Below are 20,790 nucleotides of genomic sequence, written 5' to 3' on the forward strand. Positions count from 1 at the left end.
ACTCTCCGGCACGGTGGCGTGAAGAGAACAGCACGGCACACCCTCCGGAGGCGCCCATGTCCGTAGAGTTCTCCGAGCAGACACACCGCAACATGATCGACAGAATCCCCCAGGCCACCGGTCGTGAGCTCTCCGACTGGCTCCGCACCGTCGACGAGGGCCCCTCCCTCGTCCGGTTCGAGGAGAAGGTCAGCTGGCTGCGCGGCGCGCACGAGCTGTCCTACGGTCAGGCCAAGGCGATCATCCACGAGTACGACCTGCGCAGAGCCGCCCGCCGGTTCGGCTGAGCCCACCGGTTCGGCTGAGCCCTCCCCTTCGCCCCCGACCCCTGTCCCTCGAACGCGGGAAGGCCCCGCGAGCAGCTGCTCGCGGGGCCTTCCCCCTGCTGTGGGCGTGCGGGGCACGCACCGTGGACGGCAGCCGGGAGCGGCTGCCGGTCCTGCTAGTCGTCGCCCGAGAGGATCTGGAAGATGCGGAGCATCTCCAGGTAGATCCACACCAGGGTCAGCGTCAGACCGAAGGCGGCCAGCCAGGCCTCCTCGCGCGGGGCGCCGTACGCCAGCCCGTCCTCGACCTGCTTGAAGTCGAGGGCGAGGAAGCACGCGCCGAGGATGACGCCGATGGCACCGAACAGCAGGCCGAGGCCGCCGCTGCGGAAGCCGAGGCCGTCACCGCCGCCGAAGAGCGCGAACAGCGAGTTCGCGACCATGAGCAGGATGAAGCCCATGGCGGCGGCCATCACGAAGCCGGTGAAGCGCCGGTTGACCCGGATCCAGCCCATCTTGTAGGCGAGGAGCACGGCGGCGAAGACGCACATCGTGCCCATCACGGCCTGGATGACGACACCCGGGCTCAGGTAGGTGCTGGTCGCCGCGCTGATGACGCCCAGGAAGACACCCTCCAGCGCCGCGTAGCCCAGGATCAGCGCCGGGACCGGCTTGCGCTTGAAGGACTGGATCATGGCCAGGACGAACGCGACCAGGGCCGCGCCGATGCCGATCCCGTACGACTTGCCCAGGTTGGCCGGGTCGACCGGCAGCAGGATCCAGGACAGGGTCGCCGTCACGATGAGCGTGCCGAGCGTCATGCCCGTGCGGCTCACGACGTCGTCCATGGTCATCGCGTTCGCGCGGACCGGCGCCTGCGGCATGCCCGTGGCCGGGTCGGTCGCATACGGGTTCGTCGCGTACGGGTTGGTCGCGGTCCCGGCCTGCTGGTGCTGCGCGTCAAACCCCGCGTAGCCGCCGTTGTCGCGGCTGAACCCCCGTCGCGAGAAGACCGGGTTGCTGCTCCTCATCTCACTCCTCCGTGGCCACCGAGCGCGGCCTTGCATCAAGAGTAATGCGCTCGCAAAGAAAGCACCCTACTGCTGGAGGAGGATCTTAGGAGAAGGCACGGCAAAGCGCAGAGGATAAAGAGAGCGGCCCGCGCGACCTGCGGAGTGCCCGGAGCCGGACTTGAACCGGCACGGCCCGAGGGCCAGCGAGGTTTAAGCTCGCCGTGTCTGCATTCCACCATCCGGGCAGGGCGTGGCGGGCCCCCGTGGAAAAAGCCTTGAACGCTGCGCCGAGCCTATCCGGAACGCCCTCGCCGCCAACGGGGCCTCTATCCGATGTTGTCTGATTTTATTGGCGCTTGAGGGGTCGTCAGGCCCCAGAACGCACGGTCGGCCCCTTCTCGGCGACGATCACGCCCGACCTCGGATTGACGGGATTTCGACGGCCCGGTCCGGGCCCGGCACCCGGCCCCCGCCACCCCGCGCGCCACCCTCCCCGCCACCCCGCGCCTGCGCCCGGTCGTCAGGGCCCTGTCATACCAGAGGAGGAGACGGACGCACCCGCGGTCAGACTCCAGTGGGCCTGGGAACGGGCACCGCGGCTGATCCCCGGCGGGGGTGGGCACGGCGACGATGGAAGCGTCCCGCAAGGGAGCGGACCGCCGCCGGTCCGCAGCCCCGCCCAGAGCCCCGCCCCGACAGGAGTCGCTTCCGTGACCACCACGAACTACGCCCCGCACACCACGCAGGCCGTGGCCGCCCGCGCCACCGGCCTCTCCAAGGTGTACGGCCAGGGCGAGACCCAGGTGGTCGCCCTCGACAACGTCTCCGTGGACTTCGCGCAGGGCCAGTTCACCGCGATCATGGGCCCCTCGGGCTCCGGCAAGTCCACGCTGATGCACTGCGTCGCCGGCCTGGACACCTTCTCCGCCGGCTCCGTGCGCATAGGCGAGACCGAGCTGGGCTCCCTGAAGGACAAGCAGCTCACCCAGCTGCGCCGGGACAAGATCGGCTTCATCTTCCAGGCCTTCAACCTGCTGCCGACCCTGACGGCCCTGGAGAACATCACGCTCCCCATGGACATCGCGGGCCGCAAGCCCGACCGGCAGTGGCTGGACGCGGTGATCGCCATGGTCGGCCTGTCCGAGCGCCTCTCCCACCGCCCCACCCAGCTCTCCGGCGGCCAGCAGCAGCGCGTGGCCGTCGCCCGCGCCCTGGCCTCCCGCCCGGAGATCATCTTCGGCGACGAGCCCACCGGAAACCTCGATTCCCGCTCCGGCGCCGAGGTCCTGGGCTTCCTGCGCAACTCCGTCCGCGAACTGGGCCAGACCGTCGTGATGGTCACCCACGACCCGGTCGCCGCCTCCTACGCGGACCGCGTGATCTTCCTCGCCGACGGCCGGATCGTCGACGAGGTGATCAGCCCCACCGCCGACGGCGTGCTGGACCGCATGAAGGCGTTCGACGCCAAGGGCCGCACCAGCTGACCCGGGGTCTCCCCCCATCAGCCCTCTTCCAGACTTCCAGCCCCAGGACTGAGACCCCATGTTCCGTACCGCCCTGCGCAACGTGCTCGCGCACAAGGCCAGGCTGCTGATGACGGTGCTCGCCGTCACCCTCGGCGTCGCCTTCGTGTCCGGCACCCTCGTCTTCACCGACACCCTCGAGAAGTCCCTGTCCGGCCAGTCCGCCAAGAGCTACGAAGGGGTGGCCGTCTCGGTCACCTCGTACGGCCAGGGCCGTGACGAGGACGGCCAGAAGGAGGGGGAGCCGGGCATCAGCCAGGCGACCCTCGAGAAGGTCAAGGCCCTGGGGGACGTCGACTCCGTCTCCGGCCGCGTCTCGGGCTTCGCCGGCGTGGGCGACGAGAACGGCAAGCTGATCGGCTCCGGCTGGTCCAACAGGGGCGCCAATTACACGCCCGTCAAGGACGGCAAGGACCCCCGCTACGCCTTCGTCCAGGGCGCCGGCCCGGCCAGGGCCGACGAGGTCGCGCTCGACAAGGCGACCGCGGACAAGGGCAGGTACAAGGTCGGGGACAAGGTCCGCGTCGCCACCAACGGCCCGGTCAAGGAGTACTCCCTCGCCGGTGTCTTCACCACCGAGGACGGCGCCGTCCAGGCGGGCGGCAGCCTGGTCCTCTTCGACACCAAGGTCGCCCAGGAGCTCTACCTCAAGCCCGGCTACTTCCAGGAGCTGTCGGTCGGCGCCAAGAACGGCGCCTCCGCCGACCGGCTGCTCGCCGAGATCAAGCCGCTGATCGACGCCGAGCACACCAAGGCGCAGACCGGCGCGGCGCTCGCCGCGGAGCAGGCCAAGGAGATCGAGAAGGGCCTGGGGCAGATGGGCACCATGCTGCTCGTCTTCGCCGGGATCGCGCTCTTCGTCGGCGTCTTCCTCATCTACAACACCTTCACCATGCTGGTCACCCAGCGCACCAAGGAGCTGGCCCTGCTGCGCGCCGTCGGCGCCAACCGCGGCCAGGTCATGCGCTCGGTCCTCGCCGAGGCCCTGGTCGTCGGAGCCCTCTCCGCCGTCATCGGCCTGATCAGCGGCATCGGCCTGGCCGTCGGCATCCGCTCCCTGATCGGGTCCTTCGGCGCCAAGCTCCCCGGCGGCGGCCTCGTGATCGCGCCGACCACCGTGGTCGCGGCCCTGGTCGTGGGCGTCCTGGTGACCGTGGTCGCCGCGGTCCTGCCCGCCTGGCGCACCGGCCGGATCGCCCCGGTCGCCGCCATGGGCAGCGCCCACCTGCCGGCCAGCGCGAAGTCCCTGGTCCTGCGCAACGTCATCGGCTCCGTCATCGGCGTGCTGGCCGTCGGCCTGGTCCTGCTCGGCGTGTCCATGGGCAAGGACGAGGGCCGCATGGTCATCGGTGCGGGTGCGTTCTTCATGCTCATCGGCATGATCGTGCTGCTGCCGCTGCTCTCCAGGCCGGTCATCGCGGCGGTCCGCCCGCTGCTGCAGAAGGTGTTCGGCGTCCCCGGCAAGCTGGCCGCCCAGAACGCCGTCCGCAACCCGCGCCGCACCGCCGTCACCGCCGCCTCCCTGGCGATCGGCCTGACCCTGGTCACCACCCTGTCGGTCCTCGGCATCACCGTGGGCAAGGTCGTCGACCGCATGAGCACCGAGAAGCTCAGGGCGGACTACCGCGTCTCCATGGCGAGCGACATGGGCGGCCTGGACACGTCGGTGGCCGAGACCCTGGCCAAGGCCCCCGGGATCAAGGCGGTCTCCCCGCAGGCGGCGGGCTACTTCAAGGTCGGAGACGACTTCCGCTCGGCCTCCGGGGTCACCCCCGCCACGATCGGCCAGATGCTGAACATCGAGGTCACCAGCGGTTCGCTGGACAGCCTCGGCAAGGGCGAGCTCGCGGTCGCCGAGAAGACCGCGAAGAAGCAGGGCCTCACCGTCGGCTCCACCCTCCAGGTCCAGTACGACGACGGCCAGAAGGGCGCCTTGAAGGTCGGCGCGGTCTACAAGGACCTGGACGGCCTGCTCTCCCCGTACGTCCTCGACAACAAGATCCTCGGCGAGCACAGCGAGGAGCAGTACGTCCGCGAGGTGTACGTCAACGTCGACGGCGGAGCCTCCGCGGCCGGCCAGCAGAAGGTCGTCGACGCACTGGGCAAGAACCCGGCCATCACCGTCGCCACCCAGCAGGACATGCGCAACGAGATGGGCGGCATGATCAACACGATGCTGAACATCATGTACGGCCTGCTCGGCATGGCGCTGATCATCTCGGTGCTCGGGGTGGTCAACACCCTGGCGATGTCCGTCTTCGAGCGGACCCAGGAGATCGGCATGCTGCGGGCGATCGGCCTCGACCGCAGCCGGGTCAAGAACATGATCCGCCTGGAGGCCGTGGTGATCTCGCTCTTCGGCGCGGTCCTGGGCGTCGCCATCGGCGTCTTCCTCGCCTGGGGCGTCGGCAGCACGCTGGCGAACTCCCTGCCGAACTACGAGCTGGTCCTGCCGTGGGACCGGATCGGCATCTTCCTCCTGCTGGCCGCCGTGGTCGGTGTCCTGGCCGCCATGTGGCCGGCCCGCAGCGCCGCCCGGCTGAACATGCTCACCGCCATCAAGACGGAGTAGCCGACCAGCAGTTCAGGGCGCGCGGAAGGGCCCCGGGGCACACGCCCCGGGGCCCTTCCCGCTGTCCGTTCGGGACCTCACGCGCCCCAGGTGCGCAGCCGCAGCGGCAGTCCCGAGTCGCCGCCCGCCCCGGGGCGCACCGCGAGGACCTGGTTGACACCGAGCCGGCCGTGCTCGAAGCCGAGCGCGGACGCCGCCATGTACAGCAGCCACACCCGCGCCCTGCCGGGCGAGGTGAGGCGTACGGCCTCGTCCCAGCGGGCCTCGAGACGGTCCACCCAGGCCCGCAGGGTCATCGCGTAGTGCTCGCGCAGCGCCTCCACGTCGCGGACCTCGAAGCCGGCCCGCTCCAGCTCGCCGACGGTGCTGCCGAGCGGTGAGAGCTCCCCGTCGGGGAAGACGTAGGCGTCGATGAACTCGTCGATCCGGTGGGCCTCTTCGTCGGGCTCCGGGGGCCGGGCGATCTGGTGGTTCAGCAGCCGGCCGCCGGGGCGCAGCAGGGCGTGCAGGGTGCGGGCGTAGTCGCGGTAGCGGTCGGCTCCGACGTGTTCGGCCATGCCGATGGAGGAAATGGCGTCGTAGGGGCCGTCCTTGACGTCCCGGTAGTCCTGGACCCGGATCTCGACCCGGTCGGCCAGGCCCTCCTCGGCGACCCGCTTGCGGGCGTATGCGGCCTGCTCGCGCGAGAGCGTGATGCCGGTGGCCCGGACCCCGTACACCCGGGCGGCGTGCAGGACCATGGAGCCCCAGCCGCAGCCGACGTCCAGCAGCCGGGCGCCGGGCGCGAGGGAGAGCTTGCGGCACACCAGGTCGAGCTTGTCGTGCTGGGCCTCCTCCAGGGTGGCCCCGGGGCTCCAGTAGGCGCAGGAGTACACCATGGACGGGCCGAGCACGTGAGCGTAGAACTCGTTGCCGACGTCGTAGTGGTGGCTGATGGCCGCGCGGTCGCGGACCTTGCTGTGGAGGGGCCCGCTGCGCCGGGGGGCCTCCTCCGACGGCGGGGCGGGCGCGGGCCAGGGCCTGGCCAGCGCGGCGAGGTCGCGTACGGCGGCCCGCGCGGCCGGGTCGCGCAGCAGCGCGAGGGTGGCGGCGGCCCGGGCGAGGCGGGCGCGCTGGGCGGAGGCCGGGCGGGAGTGCGGGGCGGGGCCGGCGGGCCCGGGGGCAGGATCCCGCTCCCAGAGCAGGCCGGCCACCCGGTCCAGCAGCTCGAAGAGGTCGCCCTCGACGACGAGGTCCCCGGCGACCCAGGCGCGCGCCAGGCCCAGCTCGCCCGGCTTCCACAGCATGCGGCGCAAGGCCCGGCGGTTGGTCAGCACCAGGGTGGGGCCGGTGGGCGCACCGGCCTCGCTGCCGTCCCAGGCCCGTATGCGCACCGGCAGCGGCGCGCCCAGCAGGGTCTCGGCGAGCGCGGCCAGCCGCGGCGCGGCGTCGGTCATCGCAGGCACCTCCAGAAAGATCCGACAGGGCGGCTTACCCATTCCCGGGGCGCGGCATGCCGAAGGGGCCGCCCGCACCACGGATGGCGGGCGGCCCCTTCGGGACGTGCTGGAGGTGTTCCGGTCAGGCCCGGGTCAGGAGGCCTTGGCCTTCTGGGCCGGTGCCGCGGCCGCGGCGGGAGCCGGGGCCGGCTTGGCGGCCTCGTAGAACTCCTCGCGCGGGGTCTCGAGAGCACCGAGGGAGACGACCTCGCGCTTGAGGAACATGCCGAGGGTCCAGTCGGCGAAGACGCGGATCTTGCGGTTCCAGGTCGGCATGGCCATGCCGTGGTAGCCACGGTGCATGTACCAGGCGAGCCGGCCCTTGAGCTTGATCTTCATCTTGCCCATGACGATCATCGCGACGCCCTTGTGGAGGCCGAGGCCCGCCACCGCACCCTTGTTGGAGTGCGAGTACTCCGACTGCGGGAAGCCGCGCATGCCCGAGATGACGTTGTCGCCGAGGACCTTGGCCTGGCGCAGCGCGTGCTGGGCGTTCGGCGGGCACCAGGCGTTCTCCACGCCGGCCTTGCGGGCGGCGACGTCCGGAACCTGGGCGTTGTCGCCGGCGGTCCAGATGTAGTCCGTGCCCTTGACCTGGAGGGTCGGCTCGGCGTCGACGTGGCCGCGCGGGCCCAGCGGCAGGCCGTAGCGGGCCAGCACCGGGTTGGGCTTGACGCCCGCGGTCCACACGATGGTGTTGGAGTCGACCTCGAGGCCGTTCTTCAGCACCACGTGGCCGTCCACGCAGGAGTCCATGGAGGTGTTGAGGTAGATCTCGATGCCGCGGGACTCGAGGTGCTCCTTGCCCCAGGTGCCGAGCTTGGGCCCGACCTCGGGAAGGATCTTGTCGGCCGCGTCGACCAGGATGAAGCGCATGTCCTCGCGCTTGATCGTGGAGTAGTACTTCGCGGCGTCGCGGGCCATGTCCTCGACCTCGCCTATGGTCTCCGCGCCGGCGAAGCCGCCGCCGACGAAGACGAAGGTGAGGGCCTTGCGGCGGACGTTCTCGTCCGTCGTGGACTCGGCCTTGTCGAGCTGCTCGAGTACGTGGTTGCGCAGGCCGATGCCCTCTTCCACGCCCTTCATGCCGATGCCCTGTTCGGCGAGGCCGGGGATCGGGAAGGTGCGGGAGACGGCGCCGAGCGCGATCACCAGGTAGTCGAAGGGCAGCTCGTACGCCTCGCCGACCAGCGGCGTGACGACGGCGACCTTGCGGTCCTGGTCGATGCTGGTGACCCGGCCGGTGAGTACCTCTGCCTTGGGCAGCACGCGTCGCAGCGGGACGACGACGTGCCGAGGCGAGATGCTGCCTGCGGCCACTTCGGGGAGGAAGGGCTGGTAGGTCATGTACGAGCGCGGGTCGACGACCGTGACGGTCGCCTCGCCGTAACGCATCTTCTTCATGATGCGCTTGGCTGCGTACAGGCCTACGTACCCACCTCCTACAACGAGGATCCTGGGACGCTCCGTGGTGCTCATGGAACGAGTATCCAGCACCCAAAGGGGTGTCGCTCGTGAGCCCCTTCACAAGGTGACGGAAGGCCTCTGCTACACTCCGCCGCCCACGTGACGGAGGTCATGGCGCGCAACGGGAACCACGGTGTAACGGGAGTCGTTGTTCACCCGTCCTGAACTGGCCTCCAGGCCCTCAACCGGACTGGACCACGGGGCTTCGTCCATACCTCCGACACGGAACCCGTCGTCTCCGCGGATCGCACGAACGGGCAAGAAAAAGGGCCTGAGGGCCTCGGGAAGGGCCCTGAAGGCGCTTCCGTTGGCCCATCAGGCCCTTTTTCCTTGTGAAGAACTTCACGAACTTCGTGTGGATCACGCGCCTCAGGACCCCTCCGGGACCCCTTCGGGGCCCTTTCAGGACCTTCCGGAGGCCTCTACGGCCCCTCCCCGGCCCGCCGTTCAGGCAGCGGACCAGGCGATGCCGTCGAGGATGTCGTGCTCCGAGACGATGACCTCCGAGGCGCCGATGCGCTCCATGATCGCCAGGAGGACCAGGGCGCCTGCGCCGATCACGTCCACCCGTCCCGGGTGCATCACGGGGATCGCCGCGCGCTCGGCGTGCGTCGTCGTCAGCATGCGCTCGCTGATCTCGCGGACCTGCTCGTAGGAGATCCGGGAGTGGTGGATCTCCGAGGAGAGGTACTCCGGCAGGCCGAGCGCGATCCCGGCGACGGTGGTCACCGAGCCGGCCAGGCCGACCAGGGTGCGGGCCTCGGCCAGCGGGACCGTCTCGGCGGCCAGGTCCAGCGCCGCCTCGATGTCGGCCCGTACGGCAGCCACCTGCGCCTCGGTCGGCGGGTCGCTGACGACCCCGTCCACGACCAGGTGGCGCTCGGTCATCCGGACGCAGCCCACGTCCACGGACCGGGCCGCCCGCACGTGCTCCTCGCCGACCACGAACTCGGTCGAGCCGCCGCCGATGTCGACCACCAGGAACGGCCGCTCCAGGTGGTCGTGGGCGGTCAGCTCCTTGGTCGCTCCGGTGAAGGAGAACTCCGCCTCCTGGTCCCCGGAGATCACCTCGGGCTCGACGCCCAGGATGTCCAGGACGCCCTGGACGAAGTCGGCGCGGTTCTCCGCGTCCCGGGAGGCCGAGGTCGCCACGAAGCGCACCCGCTCTGCGCCGAGCTCCTTGATCACCGCCGCGTACTCGCGGCAGGCGGCGAAGGTGCGCTCCAGGGCCTCCGGGGCGAGCCGCCCGGTCTTGTCCACGCCCTGGCCGAGGCGGACGATGGTCATCCGCCGGTCCAGTTCGACCAGGTCGCCCGTGGCGGGGTCGCAGTCCGCGACCAGCAGGCGGATGGAGTTCGTACCGCAGTCGACGGCCGCGACCCGGGTCACTCGGACTCCTCCTTGTCACCGCACGGGGTGACGCAGGCGCCCTTGGCCCACCACTCCGGCAGCATGGCGAGGGCCTCGTCGCCGAACGGGTTCACGCCCGGGCCCGCGGCCAGGGAGTGGCCGACCAGCACGTGCAGGCACTTGACCCGGTCCGGCATCCCGCCGGCGCTGGGGAAGCCCTGGAGCACCTCGATGGCGTCGCGGCGCCGGATGTAGTCCTCGTGCGCGGCCTGGTAGGCGGCCGCGAGCTCGGGGTCCTCGGCGAGGCGGGCCTGCATCTCCTTCATCACGCCGTTGGCCTCGAGCGTGCCGATCGCGGAGGCCGCGCGCGGGCACGTCAGGTAGTACAGCGTCGGGAAGGGGGTGCCGTCGGGGAGCCGCGGCGCGGTCTCCACCACGTCCGGCTGGCCGCAGGGGCAGCGGTGGGCAATGGCGCGCAGCCCGCGCGGCGGGCGGCCGAGCTGCTGCTCGAACGCCTCGATGTCCGCGTCGGTCGGCTCGGTCCGGTCGGTCTGGGGCGGGGGCGTCTGCATGCCTGGAGGAAGTCTCTTCGTTCTCGTGGATGGGTGCTGCGGTACGTACGGATCAGTCGCCGGGGCGGTCGGCCTTGTCGACGCCGTCCCAGACGTTGGAGTACCAGGGCCGGTCGGAGCCGGCCTGGCCGGTGCGGTGCCGCTCGGCCGCGGCCCGGGCCCCGGGGTCGGTCATGATGTAGCCGATCTCCCCCGGGCGCAGGAAGTGCAGGTGCCTGCGCGCCTGCTGCTCGGCGTAGGCGTCGTCCTGCCAACGGGCCTTCTCGTCGCGGAGCCGCTCCAGGCGGTCCCGTGCGGCCGCGGCGGCCCGCTGCTGCTCCGCGATCTCCGAGCGCTGGGAGACGTACTGGCGCATCGGATACGCGAGGGCGACGACCAGGGTACAGAGCACGAGCACCAGGAGCGCGGCGCGGCCGGTCAGCCGGCTGCGGCGGACCTGGCGGCGCGACTGCGAGCGGTAGACGTGGGCGGCGGTCCGCTCGCCGAGCTGCTTGAGCCTGGTCGCGGTGGAGAAGGTGGAGAACCGGTCCCGGTTCCCGGCCATGGGTCGCCTCCCCTGTGTCCGCACTACGCACTACGTCCCCGCACACGGTACGGGACCGAGTGCGGGGACGTACGGAGGCGAGGGCGCAATTAGCCCTTGAAGCGCGGGAACGCGCTGCGGCCCGCGTACACGGCGGCGTCGTCGAGGATCTCCTCGATGCGCAGCAGCTGGTTGTACTTGGCGACGCGGTCCGAGCGGGCCGGGGCGCCGGTCTTGATCTGGCCGCAGTTCACGGCGACGGCGAGGTCGGCGATGGTGACGTCCTCGGTCTCGCCGGAGCGGTGCGACATCATGCACTTGAAGCCGTTGCGCTGGGCCATCTCGACGGCGTCGAGGGTCTCGGTCAGCGAACCGATCTGGTTCACCTTCACGAGCAGGGCGTTCGCGGAGCCCTCCTCGATACCGCGGGCCAGGCGCTCCGGGTTGGTGACGAAGAGGTCGTCGCCGACGATCTGGACCTTGGCGCCGAGGCGGTCGGTGATGGTCTTCCAGCCCGCCCAGTCGTCCTCGAACAGCGGGTCCTCGATGGAGACCAGCGGGTACGCCTCGACGAGCTCGGCGTAGTAGTCGGTCATCTCGGCGGCCGAGCGGGACTGGCCCTCGAACTCGTACTTGCCGTCCTTGTAGAACTCGGACGCGGCGACGTCGAGCGCGAGCGCGATGTCCTTGCCCGGGGTGTAGCCGGCCTGCTTGATGGCCTCGATGATGAGGTCGAGCGCGGCGCGGTTGGACTCCAGGTTCGGGGCGAAGCCGCCCTCGTCACCGAGACCGGTGGACAGGCCCTTGGTGTGCAGGACCTTCTTGAGGGTGTGGTAGACCTCGGCACCCCAGCGCAGCGCCTCGGAGAAGGACTCCGCGCCGATCGGCGCGATCATGAACTCCTGGATGTCCACGTTGGAGTCGGCGTGCGAGCCGCCGTTGAGGATGTTCATCATCGGAACGGGCAGCAGGTGCGCGTTCGGGCCGCCCAGGTAGCGGAAGAGCGGGAGGTCCGAGGCCTCGGACGCGGCGTGCGCGACGGCGAGGGAGACGCCGAGGATGGCGTTGGCGCCGAGCGAGCCCTTGTTGTCGGTGGCGTCCAGGTCGAACATGGCCTGGTCGATCAGGCGCTGCTCGGTGGCGTCGTAGCCGACGAGCTCCGGGCCGATCTGCTCGATGACGGCGAGGACGGCCTTCTCGACACCCTTGCCCATGTAACGGTTGGGGTCACCGTCACGGAGCTCGATGGCCTCGAAGGCACCGGTGGAGGCGCCGGACGGAACTGCAGCACGGCCGGTGCTGCCATCGTCGAGGCCCACCTCGACCTCGACCGTGGGGTTGCCTCGGGAGTCCAGGATTTCCCGGGCTACGACGACGTCGATGGACGGCACGAGCATCTCCTTCTGGGATGTGACGCTGGGTGTGCGGCGGCATCAGGCCGTGGGATGGCCTTGCCGCCTAGAGCCTAACCGGCTCCGGGCACTCGGCCCGCCGACCGCCCGGGTCCTGGGACGAAAAAGGGTCCGAATACCCCTCTTCCGGGACATAGGGCTCTTGATCCTCGTGGTTCCGGCCGTCCACGCACCACCGCCCGGCGCGTGGGGGAGACGCGCCGGGCGGGGTGTGATGGTGCGTGATGACGCCTGTTGCCCAGGGACTGCGCGGCCGGGGCCGCGGTGTTCAGCTGAGCTTCAGCTTCTGACCCGGGAAGATCAGATCGGCGTCCGAGACGATGTCCTTGTTCAGCTCGAAGAGCTTCTCCCAGCCGCCCTGCACGCCGTTGGCCTCGGCGATGGTGCCCAGGGTGTCGCCGGACTTGACCTCGTACGAGCCGTTGCCGGTCTTCGGGGCCGGGGCCTCGGAGCGCTCGGAGCGGGTGGTCGGGGCCTCGGAGCGCTTCGTCTCCTTCTTCGGCTCGGCCTTCTTGGGCTGGGTCTGCTTGGGCTGGGTCTTCTTCTCCTGCTTGGGGGCGGCCTCGGTCGAGCCGCCGCCGGTGTAGGAGGAGTTCGACAGGCCCACGCCGCAGGACGGCCAGGCGCCCTTGCCCTGGCCCTTGAGGACCTTCTCGGCGATGGCTATCTGCTGGGCCTTGGAGGCCTGGTTGGCCTGCGGGGCGTACGACTTGCCGCCGTACGCGGCCCACGTCGAGGACGAGAACTGCAGGCCGCCGTAGTAGCCGTTGCCCGTGTTGATGGACCAGTTGCCACCGGACTCGCACTGCGCGACCTTGTCCCATTCGGACGCGGTGGCGGCGCCGGCGGTGCCGGCGGCCATCAGGGGGGCGGCGACGGCCACACCGGCGACACCGGCGAGCGTGACGATGCGGACGGCCTTGGAACCGCGGCGGTGCTTGCCCTTGCCGGAAAGCAGCATGGAGATTCTCCTCACCGACGCCTACGAGGTGAGCTGTCGGGTTCGGGCGAGTGAGTTGCCCGGCCGTGCGACCTAGCGCACGTCTTGACCCCTAGCCGGTGGCGTGACCGTCTCTCAACGGCCGCTCCCGGCGCCTACCTTGGTTCCCCCGCTCCTGCCTTCGGCGCGTGACGCGACGACTGTTCCCCCCGTCCGCCGGCAGGATTCGGCGATGCGGTCGAAGGAGCTCGCGGTGGCGAGCGATTCAGAAGGTAAACAGGTCCCTCCCCGATGTTCAACGAGCCCCATCGGGGAGAAACGGCCCCTACTTGCGCTCCTCGTACGGGCGTTTGCGCAGGTGAGGGCGGGGTTTGCAGAAGCCCCCCGAGGGGACACGCCAGTTGACCGGAAGAGACACATGTCTCACTTACAGAAAACGGACAATCAACTCTTTACGGCTGCCCGAAGTGCCCTTATTCGGCGGTTAGATCCAGGTTCTGGCCGGGCTTGATCAGATCGGCGTCCTCGCCGATGACCTGCTCATTGGCCTTGTAGAGCGCGTTCCAGCCGCCCTCGAGTCCCTTGGCGTCCGCGATCGCGGCCAGGCTGTCGCCCGACTGGACGGTGTAGGTGGGCTCCGACGGGGTGTCAGAGGCGGCCGGCAGCTCGACGGCCGGCGCACCTCGGTGCTTGCCGCTTCCCTCGGCAGCCGGGGCGGCCGGTGCGGTGGGGTCGGCCGAGGCGTCCGGGGCGCCCGGAGTCGCCGGTGCGGTCGGTGCCGTGGGGTCGGCCGGGCTCACGGGGGCCCCGGGGGTCACCGGCGGCAGGCCCGGGGTGACCGGCGGGGTGACCGGCGGCTCGGTGGTGCTGCCGCCCGGGTCCACGGGGGTGGGGGGCACGGTCGGATCCGTCGGGGCCGGCGCCGTGGTGGGGGCGTCCGGCGAGGGCATGACGGGCAGTCCGAGGGAGGGCGCGAGCGGGCCGTCGGGGAGCGCGAAGGACGGGCTGCCCGAGGGGCTCGGCGCCGGCTGCGTCGGAGCGCCGAAGTCCGTGGAGGGCTTGCCGCGCCCGGTGGTGGGCACGGTGTCGTCCGGACGGGAGGGCGCGGTCACGGTGCCGGAACCGCCGGGCAGGCCGGGGTCGACCTCCGCCGCGGCGCCCTGGCCGTCCAGTCCGGCCGAAGCCGCGCACAGCGGCCAGGCCTGCGGGCCCTGCGAGGCCAGCACCCGCTCGGCCACGGCGATCTGCTGGGAACGGCTCGCCAGGTCGGCCCGCTCGGCGAAGTCGAGTCCACCCGCGTTCGCCCACTGCTCCTGGGTGAACTGCAGGCCGCCGTACTGACCGCTGCCGAAGTTGGCGCTCCAGGCGCCACCGCTCTCGCATTCGGCGACCTTGTCCCACGTGGACGTGTCGGCCGCGCCGGCGCTGGTGGCGGCGAGCAGCGGCAGAGCCAGAGCGGAGCCGGTGACTCCGGCGGTGACGACTATCGCGGGCACCTGACGGGGGCGTCTGTGGCGGCCGTTCCCGGAACGCATGAGGCTGCACCTTTCGCATAACGGCTGGGTAACGGCAGAACCTAGCGGCCTTCGAACGGTTGTCACAACTCCGGCCGGGAACTGACTTCCGGTCAGTCGCGCTTCAGATGTTTCGGGGTGTGAAGCGCACGGGAAGGGTGCGCAGGCCACGCATGATCAGTCCGCCGCGCCAGCGCAGCTCCTCGGGCGGAACAGCCAGTTCCAGATCTGGCAGACGCGTGAGCAAAGTCGCAAGCGCGGTCTGTCCCTCAAGTCGCGCGAGCGGAGCGCCCAGGCAGTAGTGGATGCCGTGGCCGTAGCCGAGGTGCTGGTTGTCCGTCCGGGAGAGGTCGAGGGTGTCCGGCTCGGCGAACCGCTCGGGGTCGCGGTCGGCGGCGGCGAGGACGACCAGGACCGGGTCCCCGGTCGCGACCGACTGCCCGCCGAGGGTCAGCGGTTCGGTCGCGAACCGCCAGGTGGCCAGCTCCACGGGGCCGTCATAGCGCAGCAGTTCCTCGACGCCGGTCTCCAGCAGGCCGCTCTCGCCGGCCGCGAGGGAGGCCTGGAGCCGCTCGCGTTCGCCGGGGTTCATGAAGAGGGAATGGACGCCGTTGCCGATGAGGTTGACAGTGGTTTCGAAACCGGCGAAAAGCAGGATGAAAGCCATGGCCGTGGCCTCGGCCTCCGTCAGATGGTCGCCGTGGTCGCTCGCGCGGATCAGATCGGAAATGAGGTCATTGCCCAGATCGTCCCGCTTGCGGTGGATGAGCTCGCCGAGGTAGGTCCGCATCTGCTTCACGGAACGGGCGACTCCGCCGCGCGGGCCGCCGCGGTGGCGGATCATCATCCCGGCCCAGTCGCGGAAGTCGTCCTGGTCCTCGCGCGGTACGCCGAGCATCTCGCAGATGGCATAGATGGGGAGCGGGAAGGCGAACTCGTGGATCAGGTCCGCCTCCCCCTTCTCCGCGAACCCGTCGATGAGGTGGTCGGTCAGCTCCTGCACCCGCGGGGTGAACTCGGCGACCCTGCGCGGCGTGAACGCCTTCGACACCAGCCGCCGCAGCCGGGTGTGGTCCGGCGGGTCGATGTTGAGCAGGTGCGTCATCAGTTCCGCCTTGCGCTCCCCCGGGATCCCGGTCTTGCCCTTGGCGTGCGCGGGCTCGGCGTGGTGCGCCGGATTCTTGCTGAGCCGCTGGTCGGCGAGGGCCTGGCGGGCGTCGGCGTACCGGGTGACCAGCCAGGCCTCGACCCCGCTGGGGAGCTTGGTGCGGTGCACCGGGGAGTGCTCGCGCAGCCAGGCGTAGGCCGGATAGGGGTCGGTCGCGAACTCCCAGTCGAACAGGGTCGGGCCCTGGGAGGAAGGGGAGGCCGGGGGCGTGTCTGCGGGGGCCGCGGGGATCTGCTCGTGCACCGGATGACCGTATCCCGGCCTCCGGCCCCCGGCCCCCGTCCCGGGACGGGCTACGCGCCGACGCCCTCGGCGGCCCGGATCGCGTCCCGGTAGACGCGGGCCGCCGCGCGCAGCGCGGTCTCGGGGTCGATCCCCGCCGCCTCGGCGCGCGCCGCCAGTTCCAGCAGCTCGTACCCGATGCCCTCGCCGCGGGGCAGCTCCACCGCAAGCCCTCCCGTACGGACCCGCCCGGCGAGCTTGGCCGCGAGCGCGAGCCCCGGCTGGCCCACCGGAATCCCGTCCGTCACGGACTCCCTGCGCTTCTCGACCGCCTTGGTGCGCTGCCAGTGCGCGCTGACGTCCTCCGGGGTCTCGGCCTTCTCGTCGCCGAAGACGTGCGGGTGCCGGTGGATCAATTTCTCCACCAGGGCGCCGGCCACGTCGTCGATGGAGAACGCCTCGTCCGGATCGTCGTGGTCCTGCGCGATCCGGGCGTGGAACACCACCTGGAGCAGGACGTCCCCGAGTTCCTCGCGCAGCTCCTCCCGGTCCCCGTCCTCGATGGCCTCGACCAGTTCGTACGCCTCCTCGATCGCGTACTTGGCCAGGCCCCGGTGGGTCTGCCGGGAGGTCCACGGGCATTCGCGCCGGACCCGGTCCATCACCTGGACCAGGTCGAGCAGCCGGGCGCCCGGCAGGTCGTACGAGCCCGGCAGCAGTTCCAGATCGGGCATGGCGACCCGGCCCGAACCCGCGAGCCTGGCCAGCCCGTCGGTGAGCCGCTGGTCGCCCTCGCCGCTCAGCAGCACCACGACCGTGGCACCCCCGGCGCAGGCCTCGACCAGCGCCTGCGCCTGCGGAGCCTCGTGGACGACCTCGACGCCCGCCTCCCGCAGGTAGGGGAGCTGCGGGTGGCCGGGGTCGGCGCACAGCACCCGGTCCGCGGCGTGCAGGGTCTGCCACGCGGGCCAGGACAGCACGCCGGGGGCGACCCGGTGGCTGGTGGTCAGCAGGACGATGCGGCCGGTGGGCTCGGCCGCGGCGAAATCGGAGGGGTCGTGGTCGGTCACCCTCCGAACCTACCTCCGCGGGCGGGCGTCAGGCTCCGGCGGGTGCCTGCTCGGGCCGGGTCCGCTGGGTGATCCAGGCGGTCTCCCCGGCGCCGAGCTTGATCTGCTGGACGTCGAAGGAGCCGTAGCGCGGGTTGACCTGGATGTGCAGCGCCTTGGCGGCGGTGCGGGCGGGCTCCTCCAGCTTCCCGTTGCCGTACTTGGCGGTCAGCTTCGTCAGCAGGACCCGGTCCCGCAGGAAGCGGTCGACCTGGCCGGGGGCCATGGCGCCCTTCTGCAGCAGCAGCGCCTCGAACTGCTCGGCCCCCTTGTTCTCCTCGACGTACGCCTTGCGCTCGTCCTCGATCTCCTTGGCGGAGACGGTGACCCCGGCGGTCTTGGCCATCTTGTCGATGATGCGGCTCTGGAGCATCGAGTCGAGCTTCTGGCGCTCCAGGTTGGGGGTGCTCGCGATGAGCTCGGCGGCGGCCTGACCGGTGCGGTTCTGGGCGGCGCGCACCTCGTTGACCTGGGCCTGGAGGGCGGACGTGGTGATCCGTTCACCGCCGATGACGGCCGCGGTCCCGGGGCGCGCCTGCCCCGAGCAGGCGGACAGCAGGGGGGCCGCCAGCAGCAGGGCGGTGGAGACGGAGAGCGCAGTGCGACGGTGCAAAGGAGCCTCCAGGGCCGGGAGATTGTGCGTCGGTGCACAAGGGCCGTGCGGTGATCGATGGTATGCAGTCAGGGTGATCCGAGCCACTGGTTCGACCAACGATTCCCGGGGTGTTGGGGTACGCGTTCACCCGGTGGCCATCCCGCCGCCCCCCGGTGGTGCCAAGGTCGGCGCACCATGTCGACACCGCACCGCTCGCCGAGCCGATCGCCGCACCGCTCACCGAGCCGATCGCCGAGCCGATCGCCGCGCCGGTCGAGCCTGGCCGGTTCCGCGCTCGCCGCCCTGCTCACGGTGGTGGCCCTCGCAGCCGGGGACGCCGTCGCCCGCGTCTTCCCGTACGGCCCGCGCCACCGCAGCATCAACGACCTCGGCAACCAGTTCGTCCCCTTCCACGCGCACCTGTGGGACCTCCTGCACGGCCGCGCCGAGGGCGGGCTGCTCTTCAACTGGCAGTCCGGCTACGGCACCGGTTTCCTGCCGGACCTGGGCACGTATCTGGCCAGCCCGTTCGCGCTGCTGGTCGGGCTGTTCCCGCGCGCGGAGATCGACCTCGCGGTGTACGTGGTCACGGTGCTCAAGACCGCGGCCGCGGCGGCCGCCATGGCCTGGCTGCTGCGCACGCAGCGCCGGGGGGCCTGGTGGGCGGCGGGGCTGCTGGGTGCCTCGTACGCGCTGTGCGGCTGGTCGGTGATCGAGGCCTCCTACAACCCGATGTGGCTCGACGGCCTGATCGCCTTCCCCCTGCTGTGCCTGACCGGCGAGTGGGCGCTGCGCGGGCGGCGGCCCGCGGCCGCCGCGCTGGTCGTGGCCCTGTGGTGGACGGCGAACTTCTACACCGCCTACATGGCGACCCTCGGCGCGGCGCTCGTCCTGCTGGTCCGGGTGGCGCTGACCCGCGACGGCCTGCGGCCCCGGCTGGGCGTGATCGGCCGGGCGGCCGGGACGACCGTGCTGGGGATCGCGCTCGCGGCGCCGGTCCTGGCTCCCCTCTTCCTCAGCTCCCGGCAGGCCCACCCGGGCTGGGTCAAGGAGTTCCGGCCGGTGTCCTGGGCGGACCTCTTCGCCCGGCTGCTCCCGGCGACGTACTCCTTCTCCTCCCCCGCCGTCTTCGTGGGCACCGGGACGCTGCTGCTGGTGGCCGCGCTGCCCTTCCACCGGGCGGTGGCGGTGCGCACCCGGCTGGCGTGGTCCGGGCTGACGGCGGCCGTGGCGCTCTCCCTCCAGTGGGCCCCGGCGCACCTGGTCTGGCACCTGTTCGCAACCCCGAACGGAAGCCCGTACCGGCAGACCTTCGTGCTGGCCGGGATCGCCGTGATCGCCGCCTGGGCGGGGCTGTCGGCGGGGCTCCCGGGGCGGCGGGCGCTGGCGGCGGGGGCGGGGCTGCTGGCGGCCGCGGCCCTGTGGGCGAGCGGCAGCACACTGGCGACGACCTGGGGGTACGTGCTCTTCTGCGGCGGGCTGGCACTGGCGGCCGGAGCCTGGTGGGCGATGCGCCACCGCCGCCTGGCGCTGCCTGCGGCCGCGCTGCTGGCGGCCGTGCTGGTCGGGCAGGGGGCCGCCACGGCCGCGTACGGCCACAAGGGCAAGCTGGGCGGACTCGACGACTACCCGTCCTGGGGGCGTGCGCACACCGCACGCGCCGAGGCCCTGGCGGGCGCCCGGGGCTGGCCGGCGTACCGCACCGACCCGAGCCGGCCAGCCCTGACGGGCAACGACCCGATGCTGCTGGGCGGAGAGGGCGGCGCGTACTACAGCAGCCACACCCCGGCCGTCTTCACCCACACGATGGCGGCCCTCGGGGCCGGCTGGACCTCGCGCGGACGCAACGTCCAGAGCCTCGACAGCCCGGTGACGGACGCGGTCTTCGCGGTCGGCGCACGCCTCCAGCCGGACGGCAGCGTGCGCCGCGCCGAGGTCCCGCCGCTGGTGACGACCCGCCCGCCGGGCCCGCCCGTCGCCTACGGCGACTCGCCCTTCGCCAACCAGGAGCTGCTGCTGGGCGCGCGGGTGTACGAGGACCCGCTCGGGCCCGGGGTCTGCCGGGCGGGCACGGAGGCCTACCTGTGGGCGCCGGAGTACAACGCGAAGGCCCGCCTCGCGGACGGCCCGGCCTTCCGGCTGAACGGCAACGCCCCGCGCAACCGGGCGGCGGTCCAGCCGATGGGCGTCTCCCGGGGCGCGTCCTCGGCGCTGGTCTTCGACCAGCCCGCGCCCGCCCGGTGGACGCTGTCCTGCCTGGACCGCGGTCTGCTGGACACGGCGGTGGCCCGGCTGCGCGCCACGGCCGCCACCTCGGTCACGGTCGGCCCCTCGCAGGTCCGCGCGGTGCTCCCGCCGGGCACCACCGGCACGGCGGTCCTCTCGGTCCCCGCGATCGCGGGCTGGACCTGCAACGACCACCCGGCCGCCGCCCACCTGGGCCTGGTGGCGATCCCCCTGGACGGCCACACCTCCACGGTGACCTGCACCTTCCGCCCGCCGGGGCTGTTGCCGGGCCTGACGGTGGCGGGGGTGGCCCTGGTGGTGCTGCTCACCTTCCTCGCGGCAACCCACCCGGCGCTTTGCCGCGAATCCCCCGGGGCTAATCCTTAGGTCACCTATTCACCATTTCATGAATGTCTACAGGCATCAAAGAGCCCCGCCGGAGAGAAATCCGGCGGGGCTCTTTTCCTACATGACGCCTGTTAGCCGTCTGCCTTGATTACAGGTTTGTCAGACCTTCACGCCAGCGCTTTGCCGCTTCGGGCTGGTTCACGCGCGCGGAGGGTGCCGTCTCAATGAGATGCAGCAGGTTCCAGGCCAAACCAAAGCACAAGTCCTCACCGAAACACTCGGCAAGAAGATGCGCCTCCTCGTCGGTCACCGGACGCTCGATGCGATCAAGGAGCTCTCCGGCACGATCGACAGCTTCTTCAAGAGCCTCATCAGGTTCGCCCCTCTCGGAGGGAAGCTTACCTAGGGCAATGAAATCGCTAACCTGGGGTCGAATCACAGGAATCCTCCCTGGGCCACCTTGATGGTGCCCTCTTCGCGGGGGCCGTGGCC

At 71.3% G+C, this 20,790-nt stretch carries 17 protein-coding genes, 1 tRNA gene and 1 riboswitch; of the genes, 4 read left to right on the forward strand and 14 right to left on the reverse strand.

Annotated features, from left to right (window positions below; all coding sequences use genetic code 11):
• The first annotated feature begins 56 nt into the window (after positions 1–56).
• The gene (locus AB0D44_RS13380; RefSeq protein WP_069920555.1) at positions 57–287 is read left to right on the forward strand and encodes a DUF4287 domain-containing protein; all 231 of its coding nucleotides are present in this window, start codon (positions 57–59) and stop codon (positions 285–287) included.
• Between the two features lie 155 nt (positions 288–442).
• Here AB0D44_RS13380 and AB0D44_RS13385 read toward each other — a convergent pair whose 3' ends face one another.
• Positions 443–1,297: a Bax inhibitor-1/YccA family protein gene (locus AB0D44_RS13385; protein ID WP_362588994.1), complete on the reverse strand. Its 855-nt coding sequence runs from the start codon at positions 1,295–1,297 to the stop codon at positions 443–445.
• Between the two features lie 145 nt (positions 1,298–1,442).
• Positions 1,443–1,524: transfer RNA gene (locus AB0D44_RS13390), tRNA-Leu, on the reverse strand.
• A gap of 465 nt (positions 1,525–1,989) precedes the next feature.
• Between AB0D44_RS13390 and AB0D44_RS13395 the strand changes: the two genes are divergently transcribed.
• On the forward strand, positions 1,990–2,763 hold the full coding sequence (locus tag AB0D44_RS13395; RefSeq protein ID WP_362588997.1) for an ABC transporter ATP-binding protein: 774 nt from the start codon (positions 1,990–1,992) through the stop codon (positions 2,761–2,763).
• Positions 2,764–2,821: 58 nt separating this feature from the next.
• Complete coding sequence (locus AB0D44_RS13400; protein WP_362589000.1) at positions 2,822–5,374, forward strand: FtsX-like permease family protein; 2,553 nt, start codon at positions 2,822–2,824, stop codon at positions 5,372–5,374.
• Positions 5,375–5,451: 77 nt separating this feature from the next.
• Here the strand turns inward: AB0D44_RS13400 and AB0D44_RS13405 are convergent, their stop codons facing one another.
• From AB0D44_RS13405 to AB0D44_RS13455, 11 genes are all read right to left on the reverse strand, one after another.
• On the reverse strand, positions 5,452–6,810 hold the full coding sequence (locus AB0D44_RS13405; RefSeq protein ID WP_362589003.1) for a cyclopropane-fatty-acyl-phospholipid synthase family protein: 1,359 nt from the start codon (positions 6,808–6,810) through the stop codon (positions 5,452–5,454).
• A 135-nt stretch (positions 6,811–6,945) separates the two neighbouring features.
• Positions 6,946–8,331 carry an NAD(P)/FAD-dependent oxidoreductase gene (locus AB0D44_RS13410; protein ID WP_362589006.1) on the reverse strand — a complete coding sequence of 462 codons (1,386 nt, stop codon included), beginning with the start codon at positions 8,329–8,331 and terminating at the stop codon, positions 6,946–6,948.
• A 435-nt stretch (positions 8,332–8,766) separates the two neighbouring features.
• Positions 8,767–9,708, reverse strand: coding sequence for a Ppx/GppA phosphatase family protein (locus AB0D44_RS13415; RefSeq protein WP_362589009.1), 942 nt, complete (start codon positions 9,706–9,708; stop codon positions 8,767–8,769).
• Positions 9,705–10,241, reverse strand: coding sequence for a DUF501 domain-containing protein (locus AB0D44_RS13420; RefSeq protein WP_362589012.1), 537 nt, complete (start codon positions 10,239–10,241; stop codon positions 9,705–9,707). The genes AB0D44_RS13415 and AB0D44_RS13420 overlap by 4 nt, the downstream gene beginning before the upstream one ends.
• Before the next feature lie 52 nt (positions 10,242–10,293).
• Positions 10,294–10,785, reverse strand: a complete 492-nt coding sequence (locus tag AB0D44_RS13425) for a septum formation initiator family protein (RefSeq protein WP_362589015.1) — start codon at positions 10,783–10,785, stop codon at positions 10,294–10,296.
• An 89-nt stretch (positions 10,786–10,874) separates the two neighbouring features.
• Positions 10,875–12,161, reverse strand: coding sequence for a phosphopyruvate hydratase (eno, locus tag AB0D44_RS13430; RefSeq protein WP_030028493.1), 1,287 nt, complete (start codon positions 12,159–12,161; stop codon positions 10,875–10,877).
• A 283-nt stretch (positions 12,162–12,444) separates the two neighbouring features.
• A complete protein-coding gene (locus AB0D44_RS13435; RefSeq protein WP_362589018.1) occupies positions 12,445–13,137 on the reverse strand; it encodes a transglycosylase family protein in 693 nt (230 codons plus the stop codon).
• A gap of 3 nt (positions 13,138–13,140) precedes the next feature.
• A riboswitch (cyclic di-AMP (ydaO/yuaA leader) is annotated at positions 13,141–13,313 on the reverse strand.
• Positions 13,314–13,589: 276 nt separating this feature from the next.
• Positions 13,590–14,651 (reverse strand): transglycosylase family protein, encoded by a 1,062-nt coding sequence (locus tag AB0D44_RS13440; protein WP_362589021.1) that lies wholly within the window; start codon positions 14,649–14,651, stop codon positions 13,590–13,592.
• Between the two features lie 103 nt (positions 14,652–14,754).
• Positions 14,755–16,029, reverse strand: coding sequence for a cytochrome P450 (locus AB0D44_RS13445; RefSeq protein ID WP_362589078.1), 1,275 nt, complete (start codon positions 16,027–16,029; stop codon positions 14,755–14,757).
• A 62-nt stretch (positions 16,030–16,091) separates the two neighbouring features.
• The gene (locus AB0D44_RS13450) at positions 16,092–17,090 is read right to left on the reverse strand and encodes a nucleoside triphosphate pyrophosphohydrolase (RefSeq protein WP_362589024.1); all 999 of its coding nucleotides are present in this window, start codon (positions 17,088–17,090) and stop codon (positions 16,092–16,094) included.
• A gap of 28 nt (positions 17,091–17,118) precedes the next feature.
• The gene (locus AB0D44_RS13455) at positions 17,119–17,742 is read right to left on the reverse strand and encodes a SurA N-terminal domain-containing protein (RefSeq protein ID WP_362589027.1); all 624 of its coding nucleotides are present in this window, start codon (positions 17,740–17,742) and stop codon (positions 17,119–17,121) included.
• 177 nt (positions 17,743–17,919) lie between these two features.
• On the opposite strand from AB0D44_RS13455, the gene AB0D44_RS13460 reads away from it, so the two are divergent.
• Positions 17,920–20,337 (forward strand): YfhO family protein, encoded by a 2,418-nt coding sequence (locus AB0D44_RS13460; protein WP_362589030.1) that lies wholly within the window; start codon positions 17,920–17,922, stop codon positions 20,335–20,337.
• Positions 20,338–20,446: 109 nt separating this feature from the next.
• Here the strand turns inward: AB0D44_RS13460 and AB0D44_RS13465 are convergent, their stop codons facing one another.
• Entirely contained in the window at positions 20,447–20,737 is a 291-nt protein-coding gene (locus AB0D44_RS13465; RefSeq protein WP_362589033.1) for a hypothetical protein, read from the reverse strand.
• Positions 20,738–20,790 lie beyond the last annotated feature (53 nt).

Origin of the sequence: Streptomyces sp. NPDC048349 (assembly GCF_040651925.1) — a bacterium.
Classification (GTDB): Bacteria; Actinomycetota; Actinomycetes; order Streptomycetales; family Streptomycetaceae; genus Streptomyces.